Here is a 17,621-nt window from a genome sequence, read left to right as displayed (position 1 = left end):
AGATGTCTGAATTAAAAGTGCGCTTATATCAAACTTCTTTTAATCCTAGCCATCCTTGCCGGCGGGGCCCCAACACAGAGAATTTCTTTTTAAGAAATTCTACAAACAATGAAAGTTGGGAGAGGGACAACGAAAATAATTTTGCTAAATTATATTTCTGTCCCTCTCCCTCCGAACTGCAGGTAAGCATTTAATAAAGTTTTAAATATCGTACCTCTTTTATAAATCTAGGTTATTTTTTAATAATTGAGTATTTTCATTTTTAGATGAATCACTTGGTACAAAGTAGTATAATCCATCATCTTGAATACCGCCTTCACCATCTAATTGATGACGATTAACTGTTTGATTCGCATCTTTATAGTTCTTTCTAATTAAGTTAAGATCTCCAAGTGTTAAATCTGTTTTTACATTATTTTGTATTTCGTCCATTAATGAATTGAAATGTGTGATTGATGAAGCACTCGACATTTTATTAGCCATCGCTTCTAACACAAGTTGTTGACGTTCTTGTCTACCAAAGTCACCGCCAGCGCCTTCTTCTTTACGACTACGTATGAATTTCATTGCTTCATCGCCATTGACATGTGTCTTTGCTCCCTTTTCAAAATGAAGACCATCAACTGAGAATGTGTCATTACTTACAACATCCACACCACCTAAAACATCAATCATATCATGTAATCCATCCATATCAATGGTTGCATAATGATCAATAGGAACGTTCATTAATTTCTCAAGAGAATTAACTGCCATATTTGGACCACCATAAGCATAGGCATGAGCAATTTTTTCTGTTGTTCCTCTTCCAACAATTTTCGCTTGAGTATCACGAGGTATACTTACTAATTCTGTTTTCTTCTCTTTAGGATTAATTGATAAAATCATGATGGTATCACTACGTTGACCTCCACCTTGCTGTTTACGTTCTGCATCAGAGTCCACACCAAATAAAGCAATTGTAAAAGGGTCTCCATTTTTTAAGTTTACTTTTCCCGAACGTAATTCTGAATGACTTCTATTTAAAGGGTTATGAATTTTATCTCCCGTAATAAATATTTTTGCACCTACATAGATGACTGCAATAACTGTAAGTAAAAATAAAATTCCCACTACCCAAAGAAGAATTTTAGTTGGCAAGCTCATTTTTCTTTTATCTGAACGTCGCATTCCAACCACTCCTTTTCGTTTTATTTCATATTCATATTCTTATTCCATTGATAAGTATATTATAAAATAAAATATTTACTATACATCTGTAGACCTATTCATTGATTTATTTTAGAGGAATAAACAAAAATGAATAATTTTATATATATAATCAAAAAATACCTTAGAAAGATTAAACATCCTTCTAAGGTACCCTTATATCATTTATTTTCTATGTGTAACGGGGTTTATTTTTGATACCCTCTGCCTTTATTCATGATTTCTAGTACTTCTTTATGGCAACCAGGATTACTAATAATAAATGGCCCACCTTGTCCGAAATCAACTTCTCCACCATCTAAGCCTGTCATTTTCAAGCCAAGTTCTTTCGCAAATAAAAATTGAGCTGCAATGTCCCAAGGCTTAGGATTCGTGTTGATGTGTGCCCCAAATTGCCCCTTAATCACTCTTATTGAATCTAAGCCGCATGAGCCAATAATTCTATAACTAAATGACGATTGGAATAGATCTTTAATCGTTTCATCATTCAATACATGAGGGTTAAATGACAGTATCGCATCTGCAATTGATAAGGTTGGAGGAGGTAGTAACGGACTTTGATTTACATATGCACCTTCCCCAGCAATCGCTTTATAAAGTTTGCCATGAGGATAATCATATATATATGAAAGTTGTGGTGCTCCATCTACAAAATATCCTAAAATAATACAATAGTCTTCTTGTTGTTTTACCAAATTAGCTGTTCCATCAATTGGATCCATAATCCATAAATGCCCCTCATAAGGTTGAATATCATCATTATTCTTTTCTTCAGCTAACAATTGATGCGTAGGTAGTTCAGTTTTGAGAAACGCTTGAAAGTGATCTTGAATTTGTTTGTCTACATTTGTAACAAGATCGAATCTATCCTTTTTAGTATCTGTATGCATTTCTTCAATTAACTGAGGTAAAATATCATCTACAATATTTAACCAATTACAAATCAATTGATCTAGTTTTCTTAAATCTTCTGAAACCATTTTTCCACCACCAATTAAATATGTATATGAATCTCCCATAACCCTATATCACTTTTTAAGCAAGGTGATATTGATGAATTGCTCTTCGTTTTGCTTAAATATTATTTTATACGAAATTTACTATTATTTGGAATGGTATTTTGAATTTTATTTTTGAAAAAGAAAAATCGGCTAGTCACGAGCTAGCCGACAAATAGAAAGGAAAGTAAGTAATAAATATTGAAGATGTTTTGATGTAACTTGAACGATTACACAGCTATCTGTTACATAGCTCTACCCCTTTGTCTAATCGCTCCCCCTGTTACAAATAATATACTAACACAATGATTTTTAAATTGTAAGCGTTTTCCAAAAGAAAATTTAGTAATTTTACACTATAACGGTTGAAAAAAGCAGAAAATGTCATCATTGTCGCTTATATGTTATAATAAATGTAATATGTAATGTTTATGGAGGTGACTTTCATTGAATAAATTAGAACGACAAAACCGAATCATTCAGGCTATACAAAATTCTGATAAAATGACCGCTTCGCAACTCGCCAAAGAATTTAATGTTTCTAAAAGAACGATATTAAGAGATATTGATGATTTAGAAGAACAAGGTGTAAAGGTATATGCACAACACGGCAAGCTTGGTGGTTATCAAATTAAAGATGCCCAATCAAAAATTTCTTTATCATTAACTGAAAATCAATTGTCAGCGTTGTTTCTTACACTTAATGAAAGTCAATCTTATTCGACACTTCCTTACCAGTCAGAAATTCAATCTATTATTAAACAATGTTTAAATTTGCCTCAAACAAGATTAAGAAAACTATTAAAGAAAATGGATTACTATATCAAATTTGAAGAAAGCACTAATGTCACACTACCTCAGTTATTTTCAGATATTTTGATTTATTGTACTGAGCGTAATGTCATGCTCGTAGATTATTTGGAAAATGAGAGAATGCAAGCAGAAAATGTCATCTTTATAGGCTTATTATGCAAATATGGACAATGGAATGCTGTCATATTCGATATAGGCCGAGGGCATACACGCGAGCTACCGATTATGGACATTCAAGACATTTCTTATTCCTTTGAAAAGACCATTAAAACGCAAGATATTTCAATCGACAATTACCAGCAATTTTTAAACCCAGCCGACACTACAAATTAAACAGTGTCAGCTGGGCTATAAATAAATTATTTATAAAAAATGGTCCAAACTGTATATATAAATGAAACGAGATTATTTAACATATGTAAACCTATTGAAGCCGCTAAATTTCTCCCTGAAATCAAATAAACAAACACAAGAGACAATGCTAGAATAAAATATGCTCCAAATTCAAATGGCGATTTAGCATCAGTGACATGAATCAAAGTAAATGTTATCGCTGAGACAATCCCCATAACGATAAAATTAAATTTCTTCCCTAATTCTCCTATAATTATATGTCTGAATACTAATTCTTCAACTACTGGACCTGCGATAACAATCATTAAAAATGCAAATGGAATAAATGCATGTGTCTCAAACAATTGATCTAATGCCATTTCATTCTGTGTATCTGAATACTGCAAATGTTTAGGTAAGAATTGCATTAAATAATCATATAAATTTGATAATCCAAGTGCTATTAAAAATACGATAATAATGATAAACCAACGCTTTTTTAGATATGTGATCCCCTTCTTAAATCTTTCACTAAAAGTATGTATATGTAAAAAATAAAATACAAAAATGACAACCACATAAGCCATCAGTTGACCTAGTGTTCCTATCATAGCTAATTGTAACTCAGATATATGTCCGAAATAGAGCCAACCTAATGCTAAACCTGCATAGCTAAATATAAATAATCCAACAAGTGCTATAGGTATTAGATTTAAATCTCTCCACGCAATATCACTCCATTTATATTTTTTCTTTCTTTCATTCGCTTTCATTCACGTATCCCTTTCTTTTTACAAATTTATGTTCAAAATTAAATATTATTGGAGGTACTATGAATTATTTAGAAACCACACAACATATCAAACTGCAAATTGTAAATCTGCTCACTTTGAGTGAAACTGCTAAATATTATGCACTCATTCATCATAACAAATTTGAAGAAACTTTGAACGCATTTAATCAAAATGTTGAAACGGAACATCAATGGGTTGAAGATCATAAAGCTATCTTAGGCACCACTCCTGAATTTGCTACCTACTATGAGGTCATACAGCAATTACATATCCATCCCCTTTTGACTGTTACTCAAGGTGATATACTTTTTTATATCAATACGAAACAAATACTATTGTATGAACAACTTTTAAAAATAGATCATCAATATCAAGTAACTCCCCACAACATTTCAAATAAACATTAATCATTTACTCCACAAAATTGTACTTATTTTTATTTTATACTACTTAAGAAACAAAATACTTTAAATTTTATTGTTATATTATTTAAATTATACCTCAAATTGTAAACCTTTCTTAATAGCGTTATAATCGGTACTGATTAAGTAGTACAAAGGAGTGTTAGATGTGCTTGGCTTTTCAGTATATTTAGGTAAAGCATTAGATAAAGAATACATTCTAGATATGGCATCATTGGGATATCGTACGATTTTCACGTCTTTACAAATTCCTGAAGAAAGTAAGCACCATCAGTTGGCATATCTGGGAGAATTATGTCAGCTTTTATCTTCATATGACATCACTTATATTATTGATGTTAATCCTTCTTTGCTTAATCAATCATTATACAGTTATTTAAATCAATTGCCTCATGGGGCTTTTACGATACGCATTGATGATCAATTGAATGTTGACCTTATTGATGAGGTACAAAGTCATGGATTCCAATGTTGCTTAAATGCAAGCACGATCACTCAAGAGATGTTGGAACGTATATATGAACATGATCATCAGAGACAATTAATTTACTGTCATAATTACTATCCACGACCTGACACAGGTCTTTCACGCTCTTTTATTGACAATAAAAATCAACTTATTCATGTCTACGATAAACATGCTAAAATATATGCCTTTATTCCAGGTACAGAATTAAGAGGTCCTCTTTTTAAAGGATTACCTACTATAGAATCACATCGCTCAGCACATCCATTAATTTCAGCTTATGAGTTACAGAACAGTGGTGTAGCTCACATTGTAATTGGTGATAGTGCTATAAGTATCGCTCTAGCACAGCAATTGTCTGATATGGTATTCAATCGTCACTTTACAATACATCTCAAAGATTTGGATGCTTCATTTTCAAAAAGAATTCTACGAACACATACATCACGTATTGATGCACCCAAGCATCTTATTCGTTCTCAATATTCTCGAGCAAACAATGATGAAGATATTAAGCCAATCGGTACAAAACAACGAAATGTTGGAGACGTTACAGTAGATAATCAACTTAACGGGAGATATGAAGGGGAAATTCAAGTAGTGAAAACAATGCTTCAAGGGCATCCACATATTAACCGTATCGCTCGTATAAGCGATGATGACCTCCCATTGTTAACACTGATACAGCCTGGGGATACTTTCAAATTTATATACGAAGGAGAATGACAATGAAGCGTTTAACCACCGAAACACGAAATACTCAGACGATGCATTTAGATGAAATGGATATTCAAGATGCTTTAAGAACAATGAATCTGGAAGATCAAAATGTACCTAAAGCCATTGAATCGGTTCTTCCTCAATTAACACAAGTGATAGAAAGTGCCATTCAACGCTTTAATCATGGCGGTCGCATTATTTATATCGGTGCAGGTACAAGTGGTAGACTCGGCGTTTTAGATGCAGCTGAATGTGTGCCGACTTTTAATACACGTCCTGAGGAAGTCGTGGGTATTATCGCAGGTGGCCAAGAAGCAATGATGGTTGCAGTAGAAGGTGCTGAAGATAATATCGAACAAGGTGCACAAGATTTAAAGGATATTCATTTAAATGATAAAGACATTGTCATTGGTATTTCTGCGAGCGGTCGTACACCATACGTTAAAGGCGCGCTCAACTTTGCAAATGACATTCAAGCTGATACAGTTGCCCTTTCATGTAATGCTCAGAGCGAAATCAGTAAATGTGCCAACCATGTCTTAGAAATAAATGTAGGCCCAGAAGTATTAACAGGCTCTACTCGATTGAAATCTGGCACCGCACAAAAGCTTGTGTTGAATATGATTTCTACTATGACCATGATTGGTGTAGGAAAAGTATATGATAACTTAATGGTTGATTTGCGACCAACTAACAAGAAATTAGTCAACCGTTCTATCCGCATTATTCAAGATATTTGTGATTTAAGTGAGCAAGATGCACAAAACTTGTATGATGAAGCGGGACATCATATTAAAACTGCAGTTGTCATGCATTTATGTAATACGACTAAAAAAGACGCTAAATTGCGTTTAGAAAAGAGTAATGGAGTGATTAAGCAAGCCATCAACGCTTAAGGGAGGAATTTCCATGAGTAAAGAAGAACGTCTTGCTAAAGATATTACTCATGCAGTGGGCGGTATCAATAATATTGATGATATTATCCACTGTATGACACGTATTCGAATTAAAATTCATGATTACGATCAAGTCAATTATGATGAATTAAAAGGTATCGATGGTGTTTTAGGTGTCGTTGAGGATGAACGTCTTCAAGTCGTCGTTGGCCCTGGTATTGTGAACAAAGTCGCGAACTATATGGCTGACGAGAGCGGCGCACCATTAGGTAAAGATACTGCTAACTCTGAAAATAAAAGTTATAAAACACAAGCTGAAGAACGCGCTCGTGAAAATAAACAGAATTTTCAAAGTCATCGTAAACAAAGCAAATGGAACAAAGTTTTAAAGTCTATCGCTAACATTTTCATACCTTTAATCCCAGCCTTTATTGGTGCCGGATTAATTGGTGGGATTGCAGCGATATTAAATAATTTATTAACCGCTGGTGCGATATCTGGAGATTGGATCAAACAAGTTGTAGCAGTATTAAATGTCATCAAAGACGGTATGCTTACATACTTAGCCATCTTCACAGGTATCAACGCAGCGAAAGTATTTGGCGCTACACCTGGACTAGGCGGTGTTATTGGTGGTGCGACATTACTTACAGGAATTACAGATGAGAATCCAATTAAAAATATCTTTACCGGAGAACATTTAATCGCTGGTCAAGGCGGTATCATTGGTGTTATCTTTGCTGTTTGGCTACTCAGTTTAGTTGAAAAGAGATTACATAAAGTGGTCCCTAACTCAATTGATATTATTGTGACGCCAACGATTTCTCTATTAATAATTGGATTATTAACTATATTTATCATCATGCCACTCGCTGGATTTATCTCAGATGGACTTGTCCACGTGATTAATTGGGTGATTGGTGTAGGTGGCATATTTAGTGGTTTCATTATTGGTGCATTTTTCTTACCTCTCGTTATGTTAGGTTTGCACCATATTTTCACGCCAATTCATATTGAATTAATTAATAAAACGGGATCTACGTATTTATTACCTATTGCTGCAATGTCAGGTGCTGGCCAAGTGGGGGCTGCATTAGCGCTATGGGTAAGATGTCGTAAAAACCAAAAATTACGCAACACTTTAAAAGGTGCCCTTCCAGTTGGATTCTTGGGCATCGGCGAACCTTTAATCTACGGGGTGACATTGCCGTTAGGTCGACCATTCTTTACTGCATGTATTGGCGGCGGTATTGGTGGCGCTGTAGTTGGAGGTATTGGTCATATCGGTGCTACTGCTGTGGGGCCTAGTGGTATCTCACTATTACCATTAATTGCAAATAATATGTACCTCGGTTATATTGCCGGCTTACTTGCTGCATATGCTGGAGGATTCATTTTCACTTATTTCTTTGGTACGACTAAGGAAATGAGAAATTCTGATCAAATGGGTGATTAAATTGCCAAACATTTTGAATGAAATTGACAACCAGTACCCCTACCTCACAAAAAATGAAAAAAAGATTGCTCAATTCATATTGAATTCACCTCACAAAGTGGTGAATATGAATTCACAAGATATAGCTGAAACTTTGAATACCAGTCCTTCATCGATTATTAGATTTAGTAAAAAAATTACTGAAGGCGGATTTCACGAATTAAAAATTGGTCTTTCAAAGTTTCTACCTAAAGAGGCGTCTGTGTATAATGTAGAACTTGTAGACAATGAAAACACTGACTCTCTTAAAAAGAAGATGCATTCACGGGCTAAAGGTGCACTTAATAATGCGAATGAAAAAATTGACGATAAGATTATCGATCAGATATGCGACTTATTTAAACAAGCCGAGACGATTTTTATCTATGGTTATGGCGCATCATTTGTTGTAGCTACAGATTTATATCAAAAGTTGTCACGCATTGGTTTAAATATTCAACTTGTACAAGAAACACACATTTTCACAACGATGTTAGCAACTCATAACGCTAAAGATTGTGTTGTGTTTATAACAAATAATGGTATGCAAAGTGAAATGCGTTCCATTGCTAAGGTTGTATCTGATTATCATATTCCTGTGGTAACAATCACAAGTACGTCAGATAACCCTGTTGCCAAGCGATCTGATATTATTTTATCTTATGGTCAAACGGATGAAAATGAAATGCGCATGGGTGCTACCACTTCTTTATTTGCACAAATGTTTACAATAGATGTACTTTATTATCGTTACATCGCATTGAATTACCAGTCATCATTAGATTTCATTACTCAATCTAAAATGGCTTTAGATAATTATCGAAAGCATTTATCAAATATTGAATTTAAACATTAGACAAATAGAAAAAGCGATTCGTCATACTTAAAATTTCTTAAGAGAAAATGTATGAACGAATCGCTTTTTCATTTTATTAATCAGACATTTATATTTTATTGACGTTCTTGCGTCATTCTAGCTTTCTTTGCATGTTGATCTTTTTTATTATAGCGAATGAAATAATAAAGTGTCACAAAAGCTAAAAATACGATACCTATTACAACAGAGACAACTGTTTCTTTATTAAATAACATGCCTATGAGTACCAAAATCAAAAACGCAATTGTTAAGTAGTTCGCAAACGCGCCTCCTGGCATTTTGAAAGGATGTTGTTTCACTTCTTCAGGATGTAATTTTCTAAAGCGTAAATGACTAAATAAAATCATAAACCATGGAATCATACCAGGTAAGATTGAAGCACTATATACGTATACGAAAATACTATCTGCCCCTTTAATCAATAAAGGAAGAATAACATTTAATAAGGCTCCAATTAAAATACCAATTGAAACTGCTAATACTGTGTAGAATGGTACACCATTTTTCATTACTTTAGAGAAAATCTTAGGCATTTGACCATGTCTAGATAATGTATAAATCATACGACTGGCACTGAAGATACCAGAGTTACATCCTGATAATGCCGCTGTTAATACAACAAAGTTAATTAAACCAGCTGCGAATGTAATTCCAACTTTGGCAAATGTAGCTACAAATGGACTTCCGATATCCCCTAATTTGTCCCAAGGATAAACAGAAACGATGACAAAAATTGCACCAAGGTAGAAGATTAAAATTCTCCAAATCACCCCATTGACTGCCTTAACAATATTCTTTTGAGGATTTTTAGTTTCACCTGCTGAAATACCAATAAGTTCAACACCTTGATATGAACCGATAACAATTGATAAGGCGAAGAAGAATCCAACAATACCATTTGGCATAAATCCACCGTGTGTCCATAAGTTAGAAATACCTACTGCATGTCCACCATTTCCAATTCCAAATAAGATAAGTCCAAAACCTGCAATAATCATTAAAATAATTGTAACGACTTTAATTAATGCAAACCAGAATTCAAATTCACCAAAGGCTTTAACTGAAACTAAGTTTGCTCCCATTAATAATGCAACTGCAACAATTCCCGGTATCCAGTTTGGTAAGTTTGGGAACCAATAGTTCATATACTCACCCACCGCGATAACCTCACTCATCCCTACAACTACCCATTGGAAGATATTACTCCATGCTGTCATATAACCAGCCGCTGGATGGATATAGTCACTTGCAAATGTTGCAAATGATCCTGTCGTAGGATTGATATAAATCATTTCCCCCATTGCTCTCATGATTAAGAATAAAAAGATGCCTGCAATTAGATATGCAAGAATAACTGATGGGCCAGTCCATTTAATAGTACTAGTCGCACCCATGAAAAGACCGACACCGATTGTTCCACCAAGTGCAATCATTTGCATTTGACGTGCACTTAGTCCCCTTTGTAATTCATTATTTTCCATAATTTTACCCCATCTCTAAATCTAGATTATTATTTTAATGATAATCTTATTTTCGTAATTATACTACAAATTGACGAAATTGAAACAAAATTTTTACAATTTATTGAAATCGCTTACAAAACTATAATAGCAACCTTTTTGATTTTTGAAAATACCTATTTTGATTATTTTTCTGAAAATTAAATCTATTAAAGCGACTAAGCCTTCAATCTGTTGGTCGATGAGATTGTTAAATATTTATTGCGTTTCAATGTGTTGATTATCAATATGGAACTTACTTAAGTTTTTATAAATAGATTGATGATATCACTACATAAATGGTTTCATTCTAAATGACTGAGTGAGTGTGATATACTTTCTTTAAATAGTTAAAGGAGATTGATTATGGATAAAGCACTTATACAACGTGCAATCAAAGTTGCTTTGATTTTTATGATTGTGTTTTTCTTACTAAATTATTTTACTATGAAGCATTCTGATTTAATGCATGTTGTGGGTCGTACGCTTTTAGCAACACTGGCTTTCTTCATCATTTATATAGTGGCTTTTACAATCTTAAGTTCTGATGAACGTAAAATGATTTACGGTACTACCCTTCCAATATCATTAGTCATTTGCTTGCTTATTGGAACATTTTTCTTTACAACGCAAATAGGCGTGATAAGTGGCTTAATTATTGGAATCGTAGCAGGAATCATATGGGAACTGATTAAGAGAAGAAAAAATGGAGGTCATTTGTCATGACAATTATTATTGGCGTTGTGATTTTAATATTATTAATCATCAGCTTAGTGCCTAATTATCAAGCGATGAAATTAGCTAAAAATCAAGGTCAAAAATCTACTCGATATACTATAATGGTGGGAATTGATTTAGTTTTAATTGTACTCATACTCGTCACGTTAATTCTAAAATTAACCACATAATCTAATGTATGTTTAAGTTAGTTACATACTCAATATCAAATTCAAATTAATAGCTCTAAGATCATTTCTTTATGAGATACACCTTAAAAGTTGGACTAAATAATCTAACTTAAGTGCGTTCTGGACATTAAAGAAGTGTCTTAGAGCTTATTTCATATCGCTATTTTGTTTATCTAGGAATAACTAAACGTTTTATCTTATCTTCTAAGTTATTTTATAGTCTTCCCTGTAATAGAAGAAAGTATCCTATCGTTGCAAGGATAAGGTAAACAATAGAACCAATGATAAATGATCTAAGTTGTACGTGAAATGGTGTTCTTTTATTAAATATAGGTCCTAATATGAGGTTCCCTATGGCTAAGATGATAGGTCCTGCTATAAAGAATAGTATGGTATAACCCACGTTATGTGCCTCCTATTTATTTTCAAATAATTGCGTCACGATATCTTCAAGTGACATGTCCTTACCAACATAATTCACGGTTGAAAAGTCTTGATGCGCAGTCATCACATTTGTATTTACGACAACATCTAATCCTGCCATCATAGCAGCTGTTGCCCCGTTCACTGAGTCTTCAATTGCTAAACAAACAGTTGGATTATAGTTTAATTGCTGGACAGCTGTTAAATAAGGTTCTGGGTCAGGCTTAACGTTCTCGACATCTTCCCTACCTACGATCACATCAATATAGTCGTCTAAACCTAACTTTTTAAATGTTGGCAATATATCTTCTCTATAACTACTCGTTGCAATTGCCATCGGAATATGTCGTTGTTTGAGATAGTTCATTAACGCTTTAATCGTGTCGATGATAGGTAAATCTCCACTGGTTTCATGATGTTCCTGATAAATTTTCTCTTTCTTATCTAAACCAATCGCAGTTTCTAAGTGATTATGTAAATCTGTAGCTGCGCCACCTATTGATTGTCTATAGAAATCAATAGAAATCGGTTCGACTTTATGAAACTTAAGATGTTTATTAATTGTCTCAAATAAATGACGTTCTGTATCAATAATAGTTCCATCAAAGTCAAAGATCACTGCTCTATACATCTTTTTTTCTCCTTTTTTAATCACTGTTATTACACATACTAACACAAACAACGCCTACTGTTACTAGATGAACTGTAGACGTTGTTTTCAAAATTAAATCACTGATTAACGTTTTGACCAATATTTAGCAAGTATAGGTCCTGAAATATTATGTATAAAACTAAACACTGCGCCTGGAACAGCAGCTAACGGACTGAAATGGACTGTCGCTAATGAAACAGCGAGACCTGAATTTTGCATACCCACTTCAATTGCCACTGCTTTTTTATCTCTACGTTCTAGTTTAAATATGTGTGCTAAAACAAAACCAATCGTATAACCTAAAACATTATGAAGAATTACAACTAAGAATATAAGAAATCCTGTTTTAACAATTTGATCCTTACTTCCACCAACGACTGATGCAAGAATAAGTGAAATAGCAACAACAGAAATAATAGGCAAAGCTGTAGCAGTTTTTTCCGCAACTTTCTTTGCAAGTCTTTGGAAAATGAACCCTATAACTATAGGGATCAAAACAACTTGAACGACTGACCAAAACATACTCATAAATGAAACCTTTAGCCATTCGTGCGCAAATAGATAAATTAATGCAGGAGTAACTATTGGAGCAAGAAGTGTTGAAACGCTAGTGATTGCGACTGATAAGGCCACATTAGCATTTGCTAAATAACTCATAACATTACTTGACGTTCCTCCAGGGCAACACCCAACTAAAATAACGCCTATTGCAATTTCTGAAGGTAAATTAAACGCCTTAGCTATCAAAAAAGCTAGTGAAGGCATTATTGTAAATTGTAAAATGACTCCTATAATGACTGGTCTAGGTGATTTAAAAACGATTTTAAAATCTTTAGGACTTATAGTCATTCCCATTCCCAACATAACAATTCCTAAGAGATACGGTACAAACGATCCTAAACCAGCAAATTGTTGGGGGAACATCAAACCAATGATAGCTGCTAAAATCATCCACAATAAAAAAGTTTTAGTCGTAAACTGACTTATTTTATTTAACATGAAGAACACTTCCCTTAATACAATGATTTCAAATATTATCATAGGAAGTCATTTATCTCAATATGTTTTCAGAATATTCATTAAATTAAGCGGTAAAAACTCTATTTTTTATAAATTTTGTTAAGAAAAGATTACAAAAGAATAAATTTTAACTTCGTTCAAAAGTCTTAGTGAATATACAAAAAAAGAGTGGTACAATCTATTTAAACGGACAACGTACGCTTTTGTTTTACGCTAGTTTGATACCTATATAAAGAATGTTAAAGATTGGGAGGTCATAACATGTTGATTGATAAATTTGAAACCTACATTATCAATATTGCAGGTTTGAAATCTCGCTCAACGCGAAAAAAATTAACTCATTTGTGTAAAGAAATAAAATTCTGTGAGTCATTACAATTTTCTATATTCAAACAAAATAACATGTATGCTTTAGAGGTGAGCCTACCTAAGCAACAATTACCTTATTTAATTAGTTTTTTAAGCTTCCATAATTATTCTATTTATCAAATTTTATCTCCTAAGCATGTCGATGAACTTCTTGATTCTGAACATCTTTATCAATCAGCCAAACGATTTGATTTAGCTATCGACGGATTACAAGATCCTTTTATTAAAGATAAAGTGATTGATATCATGAATATGTTTGCTAATCATCATGATGTTAACTATACATTAAATAATAATTGTGCGAGTGTGTTATGTGCTCCTGAGGTGTTCACGCAATTACTTCATACTATTGCAACACGTAATATTGATATTTTATCTGCAAGTTATCGTGCTAAGATGTTGCATAAGGCACGTATTTCATAAATGTACCATCCAGTGAATAGTCACTGGATTTTTTAATATAAACAATCAGTTTTGGATATAATGTCTCAAAAAATAATAGCAGTAAGATGATTTCAATTACGAATCTTCTTACTGCTACTTTTATATTCAAAACTCACTAATCATTTTTTTCATCAAAAACTAAGTGTTCAAATGCTTCTCGTACTTGAGGTACGGTCATACCCACAACAACTTGGACATTTTTGCCACTCTTCACTAAGCCGTGTGCCATTTGGTCATGAGTAAAGTAACCACTATCTTCTACTTTAGATTCATCATTTACTGTTAAGCGTAAACGTGTGGTACAGTTTGTCACATCTTTAATATTTTCTTTTCCACCTAAACCTTCTAGGTAGTAGTATGCTTTCGCTTCATATTCATTACTTGGCGTAAATCCTGAATTGTCAGTATTACCTTCACCCTTTTTCTCTTTATAATCTTTTTTAGAGAAAAGTTTAACTTCTTCTTCAGCACGACGACCTGGCAATGGAATATCGAATTTTAAGATCAAGAATCTAAATACAAAGAAGTAAATTCCTGAGAATATTAAACCAATCACAACTTGTGCAACATATGTCATCCAGTGATTTTGGCCTAATGGAATCCAGTTTGTAGCGATAAAGTCTAATAATCCTCCGCCCATATTTCCCACAACACCAAAGCCATACATGATTGTATCCATTGTAGCAGCTAATAATGCGTGAATGACAAATAAATATGGTGCGATAAATAAGAATGTAAATTCTAAAGGTTCTGTAATACCAACCACTACTGCAGTTAACGTAGCAGGAATTAATAATGCTGCTACTTTTTTGCGGTTTGCTTTAGGCGTCGTAGAATACATTGCTAAAGCAATACCAATAGCACCAAAGACTTTACCATTACCTTGCAACATAAAGCCATAATGGAATTGATCTTTTAATGGTTTGCTACTTTCTGCAAATTGATTTAAGTGTCTAAACCATTCAGCTTTTAATCCATCTTTTGCAACGACAGGACCAACTTCAATAGGTGCGTAAATAAAGTGATGCAATCCTGTTGGGATTAACACACGTTCTAAGAAATGATACAACCAAACACCAATATAACCAGATCCAATAATGAAATGTTGTACAGATTCAATACCATTTTGAATCGTTGGCCATACAACGCAAGTAATTGCAGCAATCGGTAACATAACAAAGAATGAAATTGTTACAACAAATGTTAAGCCTTGGAATACACCTAACATCTCAGGCAATTTCTTACTATAATATCTATTATGTATCCATGTCACAATGGCTGAAATAATGATAGCACCTAAGATGTTTGTATCTAACGTTTCAATCCCTGCAATTGCTTTTAAACCTGTGACATTTTCTACGCCTTTTTTAAGATTTGCGCCAAAGGTATGAGGCCATTGCGTTAAAATTGCATTAATAAATGTGTTGAACATCAAATAACCCATTAATGCGGCTAAACCAGCATGACCAGGAGCCTTTTTCGCTAAAGATAAAGGCAAACCAACAATGAATACAATTTCCATATGATTAAAGATAACCCAGCCACCAGATTCAATGACTGACCAGAATTTAAACCAGAATGTATGTTGATCTGCAAGTCCACCCATAATTGTTGGATTTTTGAAAAGTGTTGCAAAACCGAGTACGATACCGAAAAATGCAAACATTAATACTGGAACAATCATCGCACTACCAAAACGTTTAATTGCGTTCATAATTAAAACCTCCACATCCCATATGATTGTTTCACTTTAACTCCCTCTATCATCTTTTAATGGTGAAACTTTATAAAAATAAATAACTTAATTTCAATATATAGTAAACGCTTACATTACTACAATGACGTTGACGGATTTTGAAACTATTTTGTATAATCAGATTATATTTTCATTGTGCGGAAATTTTTTCAATAAATAATATTGAGGTGTTGAGATGATATTAGATGAACGTGTAAATTCTAATTTCGATAATTTAAATGATAACGATATACAAATCGCACATTATGTAAATACACATATCGAAGACTGTAAAAATATGAAAATTCAAGATTTAGCTATACATACGCATGCTTCTAATGCGACGATTCATCGTTTCACACGTAAGTTAGGATTTGATGGTTATAGTGACTTTAAATCCTTTTTAAAATTTGAAAATGAAAAGAAAAATCAACTCCCCTCTGATTTAATTGAACAATTCAAACAAGAAATTGAGAACACCTTTAGTTATCTCGATCGTGTAGATTATAATTTATTAACGAGCAAAATGCACGAAGCAACAACAATCTATTTATATGGCACCGGTCGTGCTCAAATGAATGTGGCAGAAGAAGCGCAACGTATTTTACTGACCATGCACAAAAATATCATTCTTCTTCACGATATTCATGAATTAAAAATGGTTTTAAATAAAACTGTTCCCAAAGATTTGTTCTTTATTATTTCATTATCTGGGGAAACTTATCAGTTAACAGAAGTAACACAACTACTTCAATTAAGACAAAAGTATTTCATTTCCGTCACGACGATGAAGGATAATTCCTTGGCACAACAAGCAAATTATAATGTTTATGTATCTAGTAATACGTTTTACTTAAATGATGGTACAGATTATTCAAGTTTTATCAGTTATCACATCTTTTTCGAAACACTTTTAAGAAAATATAATGAACGCAAAGAGAAAAATGAATTAACATAAAAAAATCGCAAGCAATCGTAGTAAGGTCAACATGCTTACTACACTAATGCTTGCGATTTTATTAAGTATGACTTTGTTGTTCTTCACGTTCTTCTAGAACATTTTGCATCTGATCAATCATTAATTCAAATCCATGTGCTGTTGAATCATGATATTCTTTTTTCTTTTGTTTATACTCCAATGTAGTTAAACGTCTTTCTTTCTCAACTAATGAGCGATAGTAGAAGAGCATTTGAGTGCCACCATTTTCACGTTCGAAGAATTCCACTTCGATAATATCCTCTTCTTCACTCAATCCTGGCATGCCAATTGTCATCTTCACATACTCATCTAACACTAGTTCCTTGTATGTACCTTCAATCACATTTTGTTTGCCATTTCTACGGTCTACAATTCGATACTGTCCGCCTTCTTGAATATCCGCTTCAAAAGATTGATTTGTACGTTGCGTAGTCATAAACCATTGTTTGAGAAGCTCTTCTTTCGTCCACGCTTCATACACTACTTCTGGAGTAAATTTTAATAATCGTTCAATGTCGATTTCTACGTGTTCATTCTCTACATTATATTTTGCCACTATCTTTCACCTACTTTCACTCTTAATTCTATTC

19 protein-coding genes are annotated in these 17,621 nt (G+C 33.3%); 10 read left to right on the top strand and 9 right to left on the bottom strand.

What is annotated here, in order from left to right; translation table 11 throughout:
* Positions 1 to 219: 219 nt before the first annotated feature.
* The gene (locus tag JMUB898_RS03270; protein ID WP_037541603.1) at positions 220 to 1,170 is read right to left on the bottom strand and encodes an LCP family glycopolymer transferase; all 951 of its coding nucleotides are present in this window, start codon (positions 1,168 to 1,170) and stop codon (positions 220 to 222) included.
* 227 nt (positions 1,171 to 1,397) lie between these two features.
* Positions 1,398 to 2,189: an inositol monophosphatase family protein gene (locus JMUB898_RS03265; RefSeq protein ID WP_037541802.1), complete on the bottom strand. Its 792-nt coding sequence runs from the start codon at positions 2,187 to 2,189 to the stop codon at positions 1,398 to 1,400.
* Positions 2,190 to 2,654: 465 nt separating this feature from the next.
* Here JMUB898_RS03265 and JMUB898_RS03260 point away from each other — a divergent pair, with 465 nt between their 5' ends.
* Positions 2,655 to 3,353, top strand: coding sequence for a helix-turn-helix transcriptional regulator (locus JMUB898_RS03260; RefSeq protein WP_002443877.1), 699 nt, complete (start codon positions 2,655 to 2,657; stop codon positions 3,351 to 3,353).
* A gap of 26 nt (positions 3,354 to 3,379) precedes the next feature.
* On the opposite strand, the gene JMUB898_RS03255 is transcribed toward JMUB898_RS03260, so the two are convergent.
* Positions 3,380 to 4,126, bottom strand: a complete 747-nt coding sequence (locus tag JMUB898_RS03255) for a CPBP family intramembrane glutamic endopeptidase (RefSeq protein WP_002443878.1) — start codon at positions 4,124 to 4,126, stop codon at positions 3,380 to 3,382.
* A gap of 59 nt (positions 4,127 to 4,185) precedes the next feature.
* On the opposite strand from JMUB898_RS03255, the gene JMUB898_RS03250 reads away from it, so the two are divergent.
* The 5 genes from JMUB898_RS03250 (at position 4,186) to JMUB898_RS03230 (ending at position 8,981) form a co-directional block, all read left to right on the top strand.
* A complete protein-coding gene (locus JMUB898_RS03250; RefSeq protein WP_002443881.1) occupies positions 4,186 to 4,554 on the top strand; it encodes a hypothetical protein in 369 nt (122 codons plus the stop codon).
* 163 nt (positions 4,555 to 4,717) lie between these two features.
* Positions 4,718 to 5,761, top strand: coding sequence for a MupG family TIM beta-alpha barrel fold protein (locus JMUB898_RS03245; RefSeq protein WP_037541605.1), 1,044 nt, complete (start codon positions 4,718 to 4,720; stop codon positions 5,759 to 5,761).
* Between the two features lie 2 nt (positions 5,762 to 5,763).
* Positions 5,764 to 6,651 (top strand): N-acetylmuramic acid 6-phosphate etherase, encoded by an 888-nt coding sequence (gene murQ, locus JMUB898_RS03240; protein ID WP_037541606.1) that lies wholly within the window; start codon positions 5,764 to 5,766, stop codon positions 6,649 to 6,651.
* Between the two features lie 13 nt (positions 6,652 to 6,664).
* Positions 6,665 to 8,107, top strand: a complete 1,443-nt coding sequence (locus tag JMUB898_RS03235) for a PTS transporter subunit EIIC (protein WP_002443887.1) — start codon at positions 6,665 to 6,667, stop codon at positions 8,105 to 8,107.
* Between the two features lies 1 nt (position 8,108).
* Positions 8,109 to 8,981 carry a MurR/RpiR family transcriptional regulator gene (locus JMUB898_RS03230; protein WP_037541607.1) on the top strand — a complete coding sequence of 291 codons (873 nt, stop codon included), beginning with the start codon at positions 8,109 to 8,111 and terminating at the stop codon, positions 8,979 to 8,981.
* 95 nt (positions 8,982 to 9,076) lie between these two features.
* On the opposite strand, the gene JMUB898_RS03225 is transcribed toward JMUB898_RS03230, so the two are convergent.
* Complete coding sequence (locus JMUB898_RS03225; RefSeq protein WP_002443891.1) at positions 9,077 to 10,483, bottom strand: amino acid permease; 1,407 nt, start codon at positions 10,481 to 10,483, stop codon at positions 9,077 to 9,079.
* A gap of 384 nt (positions 10,484 to 10,867) precedes the next feature.
* Here JMUB898_RS03225 and JMUB898_RS03220 point away from each other — a divergent pair, with 384 nt between their 5' ends.
* Positions 10,868 to 11,227, top strand: a complete 360-nt coding sequence (locus tag JMUB898_RS03220; protein WP_044466799.1) for a hypothetical protein — start codon at positions 10,868 to 10,870, stop codon at positions 11,225 to 11,227.
* The gene (locus JMUB898_RS03215) at positions 11,224 to 11,409 is read left to right on the top strand and encodes a hypothetical protein (RefSeq protein WP_002443895.1); all 186 of its coding nucleotides are present in this window, start codon (positions 11,224 to 11,226) and stop codon (positions 11,407 to 11,409) included. The genes JMUB898_RS03220 and JMUB898_RS03215 overlap by 4 nt, the downstream gene beginning before the upstream one ends.
* A 214-nt stretch (positions 11,410 to 11,623) precedes the next feature.
* Here the strand turns inward: JMUB898_RS03215 and JMUB898_RS03210 are convergent, their stop codons facing one another.
* From JMUB898_RS03210 to JMUB898_RS03200, 3 genes are all read right to left on the bottom strand, one after another.
* Complete coding sequence (locus JMUB898_RS03210) at positions 11,624 to 11,812, bottom strand: hypothetical protein (RefSeq protein WP_037541608.1); 189 nt, start codon at positions 11,810 to 11,812, stop codon at positions 11,624 to 11,626.
* A 12-nt stretch (positions 11,813 to 11,824) separates the two neighbouring features.
* Entirely contained in the window at positions 11,825 to 12,463 is a 639-nt protein-coding gene (locus tag JMUB898_RS03205) for an HAD family hydrolase (protein ID WP_037541609.1), read from the bottom strand.
* Positions 12,464 to 12,568: 105 nt separating this feature from the next.
* Positions 12,569 to 13,483, bottom strand: coding sequence for a bile acid:sodium symporter family protein (locus tag JMUB898_RS03200; RefSeq protein WP_037541610.1), 915 nt, complete (start codon positions 13,481 to 13,483; stop codon positions 12,569 to 12,571).
* Positions 13,484 to 13,765: 282 nt separating this feature from the next.
* Between JMUB898_RS03200 and JMUB898_RS03195 the strand changes: the two genes are divergently transcribed.
* Positions 13,766 to 14,296 carry a hypothetical protein gene (locus JMUB898_RS03195; protein ID WP_002443898.1) on the top strand — a complete coding sequence of 177 codons (531 nt, stop codon included), beginning with the start codon at positions 13,766 to 13,768 and terminating at the stop codon, positions 14,294 to 14,296.
* A gap of 136 nt (positions 14,297 to 14,432) precedes the next feature.
* Here the strand turns inward: JMUB898_RS03195 and JMUB898_RS03190 are convergent, their stop codons facing one another.
* Positions 14,433 to 16,031, bottom strand: coding sequence for an alpha-glucoside-specific PTS transporter subunit IIBC (locus tag JMUB898_RS03190; protein ID WP_126501904.1), 1,599 nt, complete (start codon positions 16,029 to 16,031; stop codon positions 14,433 to 14,435).
* Between the two features lie 217 nt (positions 16,032 to 16,248).
* Between JMUB898_RS03190 and JMUB898_RS03185 the strand changes: the two genes are divergently transcribed.
* Positions 16,249 to 17,010 (top strand): MurR/RpiR family transcriptional regulator, encoded by a 762-nt coding sequence (locus JMUB898_RS03185; RefSeq protein ID WP_002443900.1) that lies wholly within the window; start codon positions 16,249 to 16,251, stop codon positions 17,008 to 17,010.
* A 61-nt stretch (positions 17,011 to 17,071) separates the two neighbouring features.
* Here JMUB898_RS03185 and JMUB898_RS03180 read toward each other — a convergent pair whose 3' ends face one another.
* Positions 17,072 to 17,587 carry an SRPBCC family protein gene (locus JMUB898_RS03180; protein ID WP_002443901.1) on the bottom strand — a complete coding sequence of 172 codons (516 nt, stop codon included), beginning with the start codon at positions 17,585 to 17,587 and terminating at the stop codon, positions 17,072 to 17,074.
* Between the last annotated feature and the right edge of the window lie 34 nt (positions 17,588 to 17,621).

Source organism: Staphylococcus caprae (assembly GCF_003966625.1).
Classification (GTDB): domain Bacteria; phylum Bacillota; class Bacilli; order Staphylococcales; family Staphylococcaceae; genus Staphylococcus; species Staphylococcus caprae.
The sequence above is the reverse complement of the archived record's forward strand: the minus strand, read 5'-3'. Positions and strand labels throughout refer to the sequence as shown.

Bases quoted from the DNA above. Each gene is read 5' to 3' on its own strand.
- JMUB898_RS03205 (WP_037541609.1), bottom strand. From the start codon at position 12,463: ATGTATAGAGCAGTGATCTTTGACTTTGATGGAACTATTATTGATACA.
- JMUB898_RS03265 (WP_037541802.1), bottom strand. From the start codon at position 2,189: ATGGTTTCAGAAGATTTAAGAAAACTAGATCAATTGATTTGTAATTGG.
- JMUB898_RS03190 (WP_126501904.1), bottom strand. From the start codon at position 16,031: ATGAACGCAATTAAACGTTTTGGTAGTGCGATGATTGTTCCAGTATTA.
- JMUB898_RS03200 (WP_037541610.1), bottom strand. From the start codon at position 13,483: ATGTTAAATAAAATAAGTCAGTTTACGACTAAAACTTTTTTATTGTGG.
- JMUB898_RS03250 (WP_002443881.1), top strand. From the start codon at position 4,186: ATGAATTATTTAGAAACCACACAACATATCAAACTGCAAATTGTAAAT.
- JMUB898_RS03270 (WP_037541603.1), bottom strand. From the start codon at position 1,170: ATGCGACGTTCAGATAAAAGAAAAATGAGCTTGCCAACTAAAATTCTT.
- JMUB898_RS03220 (WP_044466799.1), top strand. From the start codon at position 10,868: ATGGATAAAGCACTTATACAACGTGCAATCAAAGTTGCTTTGATTTTT.
- murQ (WP_037541606.1), top strand. From the start codon at position 5,764: ATGAAGCGTTTAACCACCGAAACACGAAATACTCAGACGATGCATTTA.
- JMUB898_RS03185 (WP_002443900.1), top strand. From the start codon at position 16,249: ATGATATTAGATGAACGTGTAAATTCTAATTTCGATAATTTAAATGAT.
- JMUB898_RS03225 (WP_002443891.1), bottom strand. From the start codon at position 10,483: ATGGAAAATAATGAATTACAAAGGGGACTAAGTGCACGTCAAATGCAA.
- JMUB898_RS03215 (WP_002443895.1), top strand. From the start codon at position 11,224: ATGACAATTATTATTGGCGTTGTGATTTTAATATTATTAATCATCAGC.
- JMUB898_RS03195 (WP_002443898.1), top strand. From the start codon at position 13,766: ATGTTGATTGATAAATTTGAAACCTACATTATCAATATTGCAGGTTTG.
- JMUB898_RS03255 (WP_002443878.1), bottom strand. From the start codon at position 4,126: ATGAAAGCGAATGAAAGAAAGAAAAAATATAAATGGAGTGATATTGCG.
- JMUB898_RS03235 (WP_002443887.1), top strand. From the start codon at position 6,665: ATGAGTAAAGAAGAACGTCTTGCTAAAGATATTACTCATGCAGTGGGC.